Consider the following 13118-nt stretch of genomic DNA (forward strand, 5'->3'; position numbering starts at 1 on the left):
AGAGGATGACATGGCTGAAAAAGCTTACCATCTGGATGTTGTCAGTGCGGAAAAGAGAATGTTTTCTGGCATGGTACAAAAGATCCAGGTGACGGGTAGCGAAGGCGAACTGGGTATTTTCCCGGGGCATGCTCCGCTGCTCACCGCCATCAAGCCTGGTATGGTGCGCATTGTTAAAGAACACGGTGAAGAAGAGTATATCTATCTTTCCGGCGGCATCCTTGAGGTGCAACCGAGCGCAACGACCGTGTTGGCTGACACTGCAATCCGTGGGCAAGACCTCGACGAAGCGCGAGCGCTTGAAGCTAAGCGTAAAGCGGAAGAACACATCAGTGGTTCTCACGGCGACGTCGACTACGCTCAGGCGTCTGCGGAACTGGCTAAAGCGATCGCGAAACTTCGCGTTATCGAGTTGACCAGAAAAGCGATGTAACGATATCAGTTGAAAAGGCGACCTTCGGGTCGCTTTTTTTTTGGCTATCTTTTTTTTGGGCAATAAATAAGGGGGATTTTGCATCTTATTCTTATGACAAGGCCCGCCATTAAATGGAATACTACTGCGTAAATCAGGCATTTTATCGCCCATTTCATTTATATTGGCTATGCCCTGCTCAGGCCTTGCGGGCTGCGGCTTGCGGGCATTTTTCAAAGCGAAATATGTAGTAATTCTGTTGCTTAACAGGTTACTTTTGTCCCTCAAATTGGATTTGTCAGGTTACCTATGTCTAACAGCGCATTGAGTGTTGTGATCCTTGCCGCGGGCAAGGGGACTCGCATGTACTCCAACCTTCCTAAAGTTCTTCATCCTCTGGCTGGTAAGCCGATGGTTCAGCACGTAATCGATGCTGCGACCCATCTAGGTGCGAATAACGTTCATCTGGTTTATGGCCACGGTGGCGATTTGCTGAAGCAGTCGCTGGCCGAAGAGGGGCTGAATTGGGTGCTTCAGGCCGAGCAGCTGGGCACCGGGCACGCGATGCAGCAAGCCGCGCCGCACTTTGCCGATGATGAAAACGTGTTGATGCTGTATGGCGATGTCCCGCTGATTTCTGTTGAAACGCTGGATAAGCTGCTAAAAGCCAAACCGGACGGTGGCATTGGTTTACTGACAGTGGTGCTGGATGACCCAACGGGCTATGGCCGCATCGTGCGTGAAAATGGCACGGTGACTGGCATCGTTGAGCAGAAAGACTCCAACGCCGAGCAGTTGAAAATCAAAGAAATTAACACCGGTATTCTGGTGGCTGAAGGCGCATCGCTAAAACGCTGGCTGGGGCAACTTAACAACAATAATGCGCAGGGCGAGTATTACATCACCGACATTATTGCCATGGCCCATGCAGAAGGGCACCAGATTGCCACGGTTCACCCAGCCCGTAATAGCGAAGTGGATGGTGTGAACAACCGCCTCCAGCTCTCCCGCCTTGAGCGCGTTTATCAGAGTGAGCAGGCTGAGCGCCTATTATTGGCGGGCGTCATGCTATTAGACCCATCCCGCTTTGATTTGCGCGGCGAGTTGTCGCACGGCATTGATGTGCAGATCGACGCCAACGTGATCATTGAAGGCAACGTCAAGCTTGGCGACCGCGTGAAAATCGGCGCGGGCTGCGTGCTGAAAAACTGCGTGATTGGCGATGACTGCGAAATCAGCCCGTACAGCGTGTTCGAAAACGCCGTGCTGGAAGCTGAATGTACCGTGGGACCATTCGCCCGCCTACGCCCGGGTGCCGAGCTGGGGCAGGGCGCGCACGTCGGTAACTTTGTCGAAGTGAAAAAAGCGCGACTGGGCAAAGGCTCAAAAGCTGGCCATCTCTCCTACCTTGGCGACGCGGAAATTGGCGATAACGTGAATATCGGCGCGGGTACCATTACCTGCAACTATGACGGCGTAAACAAGTTTAAAACGGTGATTGGCAACGACGTCTTTGTTGGCTCAGACACCCAGCTGGTGGCGCCCGTTACCGTCGGCAACAACGTGACTATCGCCGCAGGCACCACGGTGACTCACGATGTGCCAGAAAACGGCTTGGTCATCAGCCGCGTACAGCAGGTGCACAAGCCTGACTGGCAACGCCCGGTGAAGAAGAAGTAACGCGTTTAGCCGCTATAGTTAATTCAGAAAGCACGTTTCGGCGTGCTTTTCTGATACCAGAGTTGTGTTTTGGTCTGCGTTTTCACAGGAAATGCAGACCAAAACATAATAATCCCCAACTTCTACAAGGCTCGGGGAACTCGGAAAAAATCCGGATATCAATCAGGTCAGGCGACAAAAATAAGGTCTGTGAACAGGCTTTAAATAGGAATAAAACTGATGTGTGGAATTGTTGGCGCAGTAGCGCAACGTGATATTGCTGAAATTCTGTTAGAAGGTTTACGCCGCCTCGAGTATCGCGGTTATGACTCAGCGGGTCTGGCGGTGGTCGATGCCGATGGCAAGCTGAACCGTCTACGTCGCGTAGGTAAAGTGCAAATGCTGGCTGATGCTCTGGCACAAACGCCTTTGAGCGGCGGCACCGGCATTGCGCACACCCGCTGGGCGACCCACGGCGAGCCTTCTGAAGCGAATGCCCACCCGCATGTGTCTGATTACATTGCCGTGGTGCATAACGGTATTATCGAAAACCACGAACCTCTGCGTGCTCTGTTGATCGAACGCGGTTATCGCTTTGATTCTGAAACAGATACGGAAGTTATTGCCCATCTGGTTCATTGGGAGCAATTGCAGGGCGGCACGCTGCTGGAAGTGGTTCAGCGCGTTATTCCTCAACTGCGTGGCGCTTATGGCACGGTGGTGATGGACCGTCGCGATCCGTCCGTGCTGGTGGCCGCGCGCTCCGGAAGCCCGCTGGTGATTGGTCTGGGCGTGGGTGAAAACTTCATCGCGTCTGACCAGCTTGCCCTGTTGCCTGTGACTCGCCGCTTTATGTTCCTTGAAGAAGGCGACGTAGCCGAAATTACCCGCCGCGCGGTTAACGTTTTTGACAATAAGGGCCACGCGGTACGTCGCGCCGAAATCGAATCTAACGTGCAGTATGACGCCGGTGATAAAGGCGTTTATCGTCACTACATGCAAAAAGAGATTTACGAGCAACCTCTGGCGATTAAAAACACGCTGGAAGGTCGCTTCAGCCAGGGTCAGGTGAATCTGAGCGAACTGGGTGAGAAAGCCGACGAGATCTTGTCTCGCGTGCAGCATGTGCAGATTATTGCCTGCGGTACCTCTTACAACTCCGGCATGGTGGCGCGCTACTGGTTTGAATCTCTGGCTGGCATGCCTTGTGATGTCGAAATCGCCTCTGAATTCCGCTACCGCAAATCCGCCGTGCGCCCGAACAGCCTGATCATCACCCTGTCGCAATCCGGCGAGACGGCTGACACGTTGGCAGCGCTGCGCCTGTCCAAAGAGCTGGGTTATCTGGGCTCGCTGGCCGTGTGTAACGTGGCGGGTTCTTCGCTGGTGCGTGAGTCGGATCTGGCACTGATGACCAAGGCGGGCACCGAAATCGGCGTAGCATCGACCAAAGCTTTCACCACCCAGCTAACCGTTCTACTGATGCTGGTGGCGCGTATGGGCCGCCTGAAAGGGATGGACGCTCAGGTCGAGCACGACATAGTTCACGCGTTGCAGGCATTACCTGCGCGTATCGAACAGATGCTGTCGCTGGATAAAACTATCGAATCTCTGGCCGAAGGCTTCTCTGACAAGCATCACGCCCTGTTCTTGGGCCGTGGCGACCAATATCCGATCGCGATGGAAGGTGCGCTGAAGCTGAAAGAGATTTCTTATATTCACGCTGAAGCCTATGCCGCGGGTGAGTTGAAACACGGCCCGCTGGCGCTGATTGATGCTGATATGCCAGTAATCGTTGTAGCACCTAACAACGAATTGCTGGAAAAGCTGAAGTCGAACATTGAAGAAGTGCGCGCGCGCGGCGGCTTGTTGTACGTCTTCGCCGATCAGGATGCGGGTTTCACCGACTCAGACGGCATGAAGATTATCCAACTGCCACACGTGGAAGAAATCGTTGCCCCTATCTTCTACACCGTGCCGTTACAGCTGCTTTCCTACTATGTTGCCCTGATCAAAGGTACCGACGTCGATCAGCCACGTAACCTAGCGAAGTCTGTCACCGTAGAATAAATACCCGTCATCCTTCGCGCTACAACGCGAATGATTTAGGGTATTACTGGAATGTGACAGCTTAAGCCGACCTTAGGGTCGGCTTTTTACCCTCCAAATCTCAAGAACCTGCCCACATTGGCTATTTTGTGACCTTTGTCATAAAACTGTCATATAACGTACATTTTACTGTCACCAAACTGTCCTATTTTCCTCCTGTGCCAAACACTTTAAGTAGCCTCGAGCTGGGTCGAACCCAAGATCGAACAAATAAGAAACCACTAGGAGTGGAACATGAAATTGATGCGTAACACCGTCGCCGGTATTGTGGCAGCGACTTTCTCCCTCACAGCAATGTCTGCTTTCGCTGCTAGTAACTTGACTGGCGCTGGCGGCACCTTCCCTGCACCTGTGTATGCCAAATGGGCTGACGCTTATCAAAAAGCTACTGGTAATCAGGTTAACTATCAGGGTATCGGCTCTTCCGGCGGCGTTAAGCAAATCATCGCTAAAACTGTCGACTTCGGTGCTTCTGATGCGCCAATGAAAGAAGAAGACCTGCAAAAGAACGGTCTGTTCCAATTCCCAACCGTGATCGGTGGCGTGGTATTGGCTGTTAACATCCCGGGTATCAAATCTGGTCAGTTGACGCTGGATGGCGCAACGCTGGGTGATATCTATCTGGGCAAAATCAAAAAATGGAATGACGCGGCAATCACTAAGCTGAACCCAGGCGTGAAACTGCCAGACACCAACATTGCGGTTGTGCGCCGTGCTGACGGTTCAGGTACCTCTTTCGTGTTCACCAGCTACCTGACAAAAGTTAGCTCTGAGTGGAAAGACAAGATTGGCGCAGGTTCAACTGTAAACTGGCCTGTAGGTCTGGGCGGCAAGGGTAACGACGGCGTTGCTGCTTTCGTTCAACGTCTGCCAGGCTCAATCGGTTATGTTGAATACGCATACGCTAAACAAAACAACCTGGCATACACCAAGCTGGTGGATGCAGACGGTAAGTCAATCAGCCCAACTGAAGCTTCTTTCAGCGCGGCAGCTAAAGGCGCTGACTGGAAGAAAACTTTCGCTCAGGACCTGACTAACCAGAAAGGCGACAACGCGTGGCCAATCAGCTCTACCACCTTCATTCTGGTGTACAAAGAGCAGGCTAACGCAGCCAACGGTGCTGAAGTGCTGAAGTTCTTTGACTGGTCTTACAAAAACGGCGGCAAGCTGACCACTGACTTGGATTACGCCACTCTGCCAGAGTCTGTTGTTGAACAAGTTCGCGCAGCATGGAAATCCAACATCAAAGACAGCAGCGGTAAAGCTCTTTACTAATCAATCATCTTTAAGTTGTCACGGCATTGGTCGCCTTGATGGAACTTAAATGATTTTGAGTTAGAGTACAGGTCTTCTGCCTCATTCCCTCTCCGCCCGGAGAGGGAATTAAATCTGAACAAGAAGAGAGTGGTATGGCTGAATATAAGCCGTCTATCAAAGCACCAAGTAAAAACGGTGACATCATCTTCGGCGCGCTAGTTAAGCTGGCAGCGCTGATTGTGCTATTGCTGCTGGGCGGTATTATCGTCTCGCTGTTTATTGCCTCATTACCAAGCATCGAGAAATTTGGTTTCTCTTTCCTGTGGACGAAAACCTGGGACGCACCGAACGAACAATTCGGCGCACTGGTGCCAATTTACGGCACGGTTGTTACCTCGATTATTGCCTTGCTGATTGCCGTTCCGGTCAGCTTTGGTATCGCACTGTTCCTCACCGAGTTGGCACCTAACTGGTTGCGCCGCCCGCTGGGGATCGCGATTGAACTGCTGGCGGCTATCCCCAGTATTGTTTACGGCATGTGGGGCCTGTTTATCTTCGCGCCGCTGTTTGCCACCTATTTCCAGGCTCCGGTTGGCGAAGTCCTTTCCGGTATTCCTATCGTTGGCGCCCTGTTCGCAGGCCCGGGCTTTGGTATCGGTATTCTGGCCGCTGGCGTGATCCTCGCCATCATGATCATCCCTTATATCGCCTCCGTGATGCGTGACGTGTTTGAGCAGACGCCGGTGATGATGAAAGAGTCCGCATACGGCATCGGTTGTACTACGTGGGAAGTTATCTGGCGCATCGTGCTGCCTTTCACCAAAAACGGCGTTATCGGCGGCATCATGCTGGGTCTTGGCCGTGCGCTGGGTGAAACCATGGCGGTGACCTTTATCATCGGTAACACCTACCAGCTCGACAGCGCCTCGCTGTATATGCCGGGCAACAGTATTACCTCCGCGTTGGCGAATGAGTTTGCCGAAGCCGAAGCTGGCCTGCACACCTCGGCGCTGATGGAACTCGGTCTGATTCTGTTTGTTATCACCTTCATCGTTCTGGCCTTGTCCAAAGTGATGATTCTGCGTCTTGCTAAGAAAGAGGGCCGCTAAATGACCACGATGGAAATGCAAAGCAACGAAGCTTTATTACAGTCACGCCGTAAACGCCAGGCGTGGCGCCGTCAGAAGAACCGCGTTGCCCTGCTGTTGTCGATGGCAACCATGGCCTTCGGCCTGTTCTGGCTGGTGTGGATCTTATTCACCACCGTGGTGAAAGGTGTCGACGGCATGTCCTTGGCACTGTTCACCGAAAACACCCCTCCGCCGAACACCGCGGGTGGTGGGCTGGCTAACGCCATCGCCGGTAGCGGCCTGTTAATTCTGTGGGCGACCGTGATTGGTACCCCACTTGGCGTGCTGGCAGGCGTTTATCTGGCTGAATATGGCCGTAAATCGCCGCTGGCCGAAGTGATTCGCTTCATCAATGACATTCTGCTCTCCGCGCCTTCCATCGTGGTTGGCCTGTTCGTTTACACCATCGTGGTGGCGAAAATGGGTCACTTCTCCGGTTGGGCAGGCGTGCTAGCGCTGGCATTGCTGCAAATACCTATTGTTATCCGTACCACGGAAAACATGCTCAAACTGGTGCCGGACAGTCTGCGTGAAGCGGCTTATGCGCTGGGGACGCCAAAGTGGAAGATGATTTCTGCCATCACGCTGAAAGCGTCGGTGTCGGGCATCATGACCGGTATCCTGCTGGCGATTGCCCGTATTGCCGGTGAAACTGCGCCGCTGCTGTTTACGTCGCTCTCCAACCAGTTCTGGAGCACCGACATGATGCAGCCGATTGCCAACTTGCCAGTGACCATCTTCAAATTCGCTATGAGTCCGTTTAGCGAGTGGCAAGAGCTGGCTTGGGCAGGTGTGTTGCTGATCACCGTCTGCGTCCTGCTGCTGAACATTCTGGCGCGTGTGATTTTCGCCAAGAAGAAACAGTAAGTTAGAGCAAAATTACATTTATTGAGGGTGGCTCCGGCCGCCATCACAGTTACCCGGCGTCGCAGCTGCGGCGCGCGTAAGATAAAAGAGAGATGTCTTAATGAGTCGAATGACTGACGCATCCAACAGCAAAATCCAGGTTCGCGACCTGAACTTTTATTACGGCAAATTCCATGCGCTGAAAAATATCTCCCTGGATATCGCCAAGAATGAAGTCACCGCCTTTATCGGCCCGTCCGGCTGCGGTAAATCGACGCTGCTGCGTACTTTCAACAAAATGTACCAGCTCTACCCAGAACAGCGCGCGGAAGGTGAGATCCTGCTCGACGGCGAAAACATTCTGGTGGATAAGCAGGACATCGCGCTGCTGCGCGCCAAAGTCGGCATGGTATTCCAGAAGCCAACGCCATTCCCGATGTCGATTTATGACAACATCGCCTTCGGCGTTCGCCTGTTTGAGAAGCTGTCTCGCACCGACATGGACGAGCGCGTTCAGTGGGCGTTGACCAAGGCCGCGCTGTGGAACGAATCCAAAGATAAACTGCATCAGAGCGGCTACAGCCTGTCTGGTGGTCAGCAACAGCGTCTGTGTATTGCGCGCGGTATCGCGATTCGCCCTGACGTGCTGCTGCTCGATGAGCCATGCTCGGCGCTGGACCCGATCTCTACCGGCCGCATTGAAGAGCTGATCACCGAGCTGAAATCGGACTACACCGTGGTTATCGTGACGCACAACATGCAGCAGGCTGCGCGTTGTTCCGACCGCACGGCGTTCATGTATTTAGGTGAATTGATTGAATACAGCGACACCGACTCGCTGTTCACGTCACCGGCGCGCAAACAAACTGAAGACTACATCACTGGCCGTTACGGTTGAGGTAAGAAAAATGGATAACCTGAACTTAAATAAACACATTTCCGGCCAGTTCAATGCAGAGCTTGAGCACATCCGTACTCAGGTGCTGGCGATGGGCGGTCTGGTTGAGCAACAACTGACTGACGCCATTACCGCCATGCACAATCAGGATGGCGAGCTGGCTCAGCAGGTCATCAAAGGCGATGACAAAGTTAACATGATGGAAGTGGCTATCGACGAAGCTTGCGTGCGCATCATTGCGAAACGCCAGCCGACCGCCAGCGACTTACGCTTGGTGATGGCGATCATCAAAACCATTTCCGAGCTGGAACGCATTGGTGACGTGGCGGACAAAATCTGCCGCACGGCGCTGGAGAAGTTCTCCCATCTGCATCAGCCGCTGCTGGTCAGCCTGGAGTCGCTGGGCCGCCACACGGTGCAGATGCTGCATGACGTGCTGGACGCCTTTGCCCGTATGGATCTCGACGAAGCGGTGCGTATTTATCGCGAAGACAAGAAAGTCGATCAGGAATACGAAGGCATTGTGCGTCAGTTAATGACTTATATGATGGAAGATCCGCGCACCATTCCAAGCGTGCTGACCGCGCTGTTCTGCGCCCGTTCTATCGAGCGTATCGGTGACCGTTGCCAGAACATCTGCGAATTCATCTTCTACTTCGTGAAGGGTCAGGATTTCCGTCACGTGGGCGGCGACGCGCTGGACAAGCTGCTGACTGACAGCAAAAAAGAGAAGAAAGAAGACTAACAGTCTCTCTGCTCGAACGAAAAGGCCTCCTCGCGAGGCCTTTTGCTTTTCTGCTTTCTAGCGCGCTGTAATGGCGTAACCCTTGGCGCGCCACAGTGCGGGCAGTTCGCCCATATCGTGGAAAGTAGTTACTAGCGGGTTGTCGAGAGGCGGGTTGTGCGGGTCGGCGCAGTAGTAAAAGACTGGAATGCCGGCGGCGATCCCCGCCTGCGCGCCTGCCACGGAATCTTCCACCAGAATGCAGCGTTTGATGTCCACCTTCATCACCTCGGCGGCTTTATACAGCACGGCCGGATCGGGCTTCCAGCGCTGCAAGTCGTAGCCGCTGAACAGGTTATCGCCCATAAACGGCAATAGGCCGGTTTTGCCAAGTGAAAGCTGCATTTTGCTCACCGGGCCGTTGGAGACCACACACATCGGCACCTGAATCTGCTCTAACAGCTGGTGCACGCCGTCGATGGCCGTCAGTTTGCTATCAAACAGCCGCGCCACGTGCTGGCGGAAAATCACTTCCATCTCTTCTTTCGGCACATCCAGCCCGTGCTGTTTATTGATGATGGCGATGATTTCGTACAGTTTGACGCCTTTGTAAGTCTTGTACATCTCGTCAAAGGAGACGGTAACGCCAAAGTGCGCGAACATCTCCACGTAGGCTTCGCAGCACAGCAGTTCGCTGTCCACCAGCGTGCCGTCACAGTCAAAAAGCACGCAGTCGATCGGCAGTGGGTCATTGTTTTCAATATTTTGGCTTACGGACATATTTCCTCCGGCAGAGATTTTTGTCATGGCATCATGAATTTAAGATCTTTGACCTCAACTTTATCCTGTACGCGACAAAATGTGCTGCTTTTCGTGCCAGAAAAAATCCTGCCGAGTGGCATCCAAAAAGCACTTTTTGGGGTAGGATAGCCGTCGACTGTTTTTTCCCTTCTTCGGAACCCACTCAATGAGTAAACCACAAAGCAATGTCTCCAGCGGACAGGGCCTGTTCGAACGTCTGTTTAAACTGACGCAGCACGGCACCACCGTACGTACTGAAACTATCGCCGGGCTGACGACGTTCCTGACCATGGTCTATATCGTGTTCGTGAACCCGCAGATCCTTGGCGTGGCCGGTATGGATAAACAGGCTGTGTTCGTAACCACCTGCTTGATTGCCGCGTTCGGCAGCATCCTGATGGGCCTGGTGGCTAACTTGCCGGTGGCGCTGGCACCAGCGATGGGGCTGAACGCGTTCTTCGCCTTTGTCGTGGTTGGCGCGATGGGCATTTCATGGCAGATCGGCATGGGGGCTATTTTCTGGGGCGCAATCGGTTTCCTTTTGCTGACCATTTTCCGCATTCGCTATTGGATGATTGCCAATATTCCGGTGAGCCTGAGAATTGGCATCACGGCCGGTATCGGGCTGTTTATCGGCATGATGGGGCTGAAAAATGCCGGCATTATTGTGCCGAACCCGGACACCATCGTCACCATCGGCAATCTGACCTCGCACAACGTGCTGCTGGGAGCCTTGGGCTTCTTCATCATTGCCGTACTGGCTTCGCGTAACATCCACGCGGCGGTGCTGGTGTCCATCGTGGTGACGACGGTGATCGGTCTTATTATCGGCGACGTACACTTCACCGGCTTCTTCTCTATGCCGCCGAGTGTCACCTCCGTTGTGGGGCAAGTTGACCTGAAAAACTCGTTAAACATCGGGCTGGCGGGGGTTATTTTCTCCTTCATGCTGGTGAACCTGTTTGACTCCTCAGGCACGCTGATTGGCGTGACGGACAAAGCCGGGCTGACCGACGCCCAAGGCAAATTCCCGCAGATGAAGCAGGCGCTGTATGTCGACAGCATCAGCTCTGTCGCCGGGGCTTTTGTCGGCACCTCTTCCGTGACGGCTTACATCGAAAGCTCCTCAGGCGTTTCCGTAGGGGGCCGCACCGGCCTGACCGCCGTGGTGACAGGCATCCTGTTCCTGCTGGTGATTTTCCTCTCCCCGCTGGCGGGAATGGTGCCAGCCTATGCCGCCGCCGGTGCGCTGATTTACGTGGGCGTGCTGATGACCTCAAGCCTGGCGCGCGTGACCTGGGATGACCTGACCGAAGCCGTTCCTGCTTTCGTCACCGCCGTCATGATGCCGTTCAGCTTCTCCATCACCGAAGGTATCGCCTTAGGCTTTATCTCCTACGTGGTGATGAAAGTCGGCACCGGCCGTTGGAGAGAGATCAGCCCGTGCGTGGTGGTTGTCGCGCTGCTGTTTGTGCTGAAAATTGTGTTTGTCGATAGCCACTAACTCCGGCATCGATACATAAAAAAACGGCCCGTCATGTGAGTGACGGGCAGTTTATCGTTTGGCTTACCGCTGGCGTTATTTGGCCGTGACGCGGCGCGTGTAGTCGGCGAAGGCATTCAGCTGGCCGGTGAGGAAATCCAGCGTGCCTTGCTCAATCACTTCGCCCGTTTGCTCATCCACTTTGCTCTGGATCACGCCACCCATAAACTCAGGACGGTTCATCACCTGGGCGTCGAGGAACACCAAAATCTGGCGCAGATGATATTGGCAGCGCGCACCGCCAATCGGCCCCATTGAGCTGGTCTGGATCAGCACCGGTTTGCCCGCGATTGGCTGGTTTGGCAGGCGCGAGAGCCAGTCGATAGCATTCTTCAACCCGCCGGGAACCGAATAGTTATACTCCGGCGTCACGATGATCAGGCCGTCAGCCTGACGAATTTGCTGGGCAATGGCTTCGATATCCGCCGGGAAACCCTCTTCTTGCTGCACGTCTGCGTCATACAGCGGCAGGGTGCCAATCGACGGCAGAGCTTCAATACTCACGCCGGAAGGTGCAAGTTTAGGGAGGGTTCGCGCGACCATCGCGTTGTACGAGCCTTTGCGCAGGCTGCCTAACAGAGTGACAAACTTCAGGGGTTGCGTTGACATGAATGACTCCTGTTATGGGGAATGTCTTGAATGAGGCTCAGAATAAATCTATACCAGATTGCTGGCGCCGGACAGCGATCCGCACGGCGCTTTCGCAGGCAATCATTACTTTGCCGGAGGCAGACTGGTGAACTTCATAAAATGCGGCGAGTTGGGCTGCTGCTGGATGGAGAGAGCTTGAGTGCGAGTAAAGCCACTTTCGGGTGAATATCGCCAGCAGAGTAGACGGGCGATAGCCGGAGAGTGCGCACAGGCCCACGTCAGAGAGCCATCGATGTCACTCATCACCTGAGCTTCAGGAGTGATGGCCGAGCGCAGGCGGCCCGATGCCGGATTCAGGCTCAGGCTCCTCTCGCCGTATTCCGTCAGCCCGGAGAGTTTCAGCATGCTTTGGCGAATACACCACAGTTGCAGCGCCGACTCCACCGGGTCACTTTGTAGCGCGATCCATGTCTGTTCGACGGCAGACAGCTGGGCTTGCTGCTGAGAATTGATTAACGCGCTGCGGGCGTGGATCACTTCCAAATCCAGCCCGACCTTGCCTTCGCTGCTCAACATCACGCCGACCGTGGTTCCGGCGTAAGCCAGACTGAAATCAGGCAGGTTTTGCGATTCAAAGCTCGGGCGGCCGCTGGGCAGGGTAATGATCGCGGGCAGTTCGGTAATGCCGTACAGGTAAAACATCATTTCGGCCAGCAGCACGCGGCCACTTAGAAAGCGTTTACGCTGTTTTTCGGAAAGGCTTTTGGCAGATAAAAGTACGTTCGGGGGAAGGCGGTGAGTATCCGGCTCAGGCTCCGCTGCAACCCATCTAGCAAAATGGCACGCCATTGTTCACTCCATGATTAATGGTTCGGCTTATTTTCTATTAAGAAAGGAAGGATAACATTAAGAGAAATCATTAAAAACTGCTTAAAAACCGCCTTTAATCGCATTTCCACTGCTTAAAAATGCGCTTTCCATCCCCAAAAGGTGAGCCACATCACGATAATCCCCCACAACTAACAAATTTCGCTGCCCGAAGGATGTTCTGGCGTTTTCAGACCGAAACTGACTTACAAGATATATCTGCTAACAGCACATAAAGAAACCTCAGAAAATGCCGTTAGTACTTAAGCAGCGCTCTCGCT

At 53.7% G+C, this 13118-nt stretch carries 12 protein-coding genes; 9 read left to right on the top strand and 3 right to left on the bottom strand.

The window, feature by feature from the left end:
* Positions 1 to 10: 10 nt before the first annotated feature.
* The 8 genes from SBO83_RS12520 to phoU all read left to right on the top strand — a co-directional run bounded on the left by SBO83_RS12520 (position 11) and on the right by phoU (position 9056).
* Positions 11 to 433, top strand: a complete 423-nt coding sequence (locus SBO83_RS12520) for a F0F1 ATP synthase subunit epsilon (protein ID WP_034794353.1) — start codon at positions 11 to 13, stop codon at positions 431 to 433.
* Between the two features lie 288 nt (positions 434 to 721).
* Positions 722 to 2092 carry a bifunctional UDP-N-acetylglucosamine diphosphorylase/glucosamine-1-phosphate N-acetyltransferase GlmU gene (gene glmU / locus SBO83_RS12525; protein WP_396131735.1) on the top strand — a complete coding sequence of 457 codons (1371 nt, stop codon included), beginning with the start codon at positions 722 to 724 and terminating at the stop codon, positions 2090 to 2092.
* A 219-nt stretch (positions 2093 to 2311) separates the two neighbouring features.
* Positions 2312 to 4141 carry a glutamine--fructose-6-phosphate transaminase (isomerizing) gene (gene glmS, locus SBO83_RS12530; RefSeq protein ID WP_396131736.1) on the top strand — a complete coding sequence of 610 codons (1830 nt, stop codon included), beginning with the start codon at positions 2312 to 2314 and terminating at the stop codon, positions 4139 to 4141.
* A 273-nt stretch (positions 4142 to 4414) separates the two neighbouring features.
* The gene (gene pstS / locus SBO83_RS12535; protein WP_034794345.1) at positions 4415 to 5455 is read left to right on the top strand and encodes a phosphate ABC transporter substrate-binding protein PstS; all 1041 of its coding nucleotides are present in this window, start codon (positions 4415 to 4417) and stop codon (positions 5453 to 5455) included.
* A 134-nt stretch (positions 5456 to 5589) separates the two neighbouring features.
* Positions 5590 to 6546, top strand: coding sequence for a phosphate ABC transporter permease PstC (gene pstC, locus SBO83_RS12540; protein ID WP_100936553.1), 957 nt, complete (start codon positions 5590 to 5592; stop codon positions 6544 to 6546).
* On the top strand, positions 6547 to 7434 hold the full coding sequence (gene pstA, locus SBO83_RS12545) for a phosphate ABC transporter permease PstA (RefSeq protein ID WP_396131737.1): 888 nt from the start codon (positions 6547 to 6549) through the stop codon (positions 7432 to 7434). It abuts the gene before it with no gap.
* A 109-nt stretch (positions 7435 to 7543) separates the two neighbouring features.
* Positions 7544 to 8311, top strand: a complete 768-nt coding sequence (gene pstB / locus SBO83_RS12550) for a phosphate ABC transporter ATP-binding protein PstB (protein ID WP_017490418.1) — start codon at positions 7544 to 7546, stop codon at positions 8309 to 8311.
* A 10-nt stretch (positions 8312 to 8321) separates the two neighbouring features.
* Positions 8322 to 9056 carry a phosphate signaling complex protein PhoU gene (gene phoU / locus SBO83_RS12555; protein WP_034794334.1) on the top strand — a complete coding sequence of 245 codons (735 nt, stop codon included), beginning with the start codon at positions 8322 to 8324 and terminating at the stop codon, positions 9054 to 9056.
* Between the two features lie 57 nt (positions 9057 to 9113).
* Here the strand turns inward: phoU and yieH are convergent, their stop codons facing one another.
* Entirely contained in the window at positions 9114 to 9815 is a 702-nt protein-coding gene (gene yieH, locus SBO83_RS12560; protein ID WP_396131738.1) for a 6-phosphogluconate phosphatase, read from the bottom strand.
* Positions 9816 to 10002: 187 nt separating this feature from the next.
* Between yieH and SBO83_RS12565 the strand changes: the two genes are divergently transcribed.
* On the top strand, positions 10003 to 11340 hold the full coding sequence (locus tag SBO83_RS12565; protein WP_396131739.1) for a solute carrier family 23 protein: 1338 nt from the start codon (positions 10003 to 10005) through the stop codon (positions 11338 to 11340).
* 75 nt (positions 11341 to 11415) lie between these two features.
* Here SBO83_RS12565 and SBO83_RS12570 read toward each other — a convergent pair whose 3' ends face one another.
* Both SBO83_RS12570 and SBO83_RS12575 read right to left on the bottom strand, forming a co-directional pair.
* Complete coding sequence (locus SBO83_RS12570; protein WP_396131740.1) at positions 11416 to 11988, bottom strand: NAD(P)H-dependent oxidoreductase; 573 nt, start codon at positions 11986 to 11988, stop codon at positions 11416 to 11418.
* A gap of 105 nt (positions 11989 to 12093) precedes the next feature.
* On the bottom strand, positions 12094 to 12819 hold the full coding sequence (locus SBO83_RS12575) for a 4'-phosphopantetheinyl transferase family protein (RefSeq protein ID WP_353503773.1): 726 nt from the start codon (positions 12817 to 12819) through the stop codon (positions 12094 to 12096).
* Between the last annotated feature and the right edge of the window lie 299 nt (positions 12820 to 13118).

This window comes from Ewingella allii (assembly GCF_044430645.1).
GTDB lineage: Bacteria > Pseudomonadota > Gammaproteobacteria > Enterobacterales > Enterobacteriaceae > Ewingella > Ewingella allii.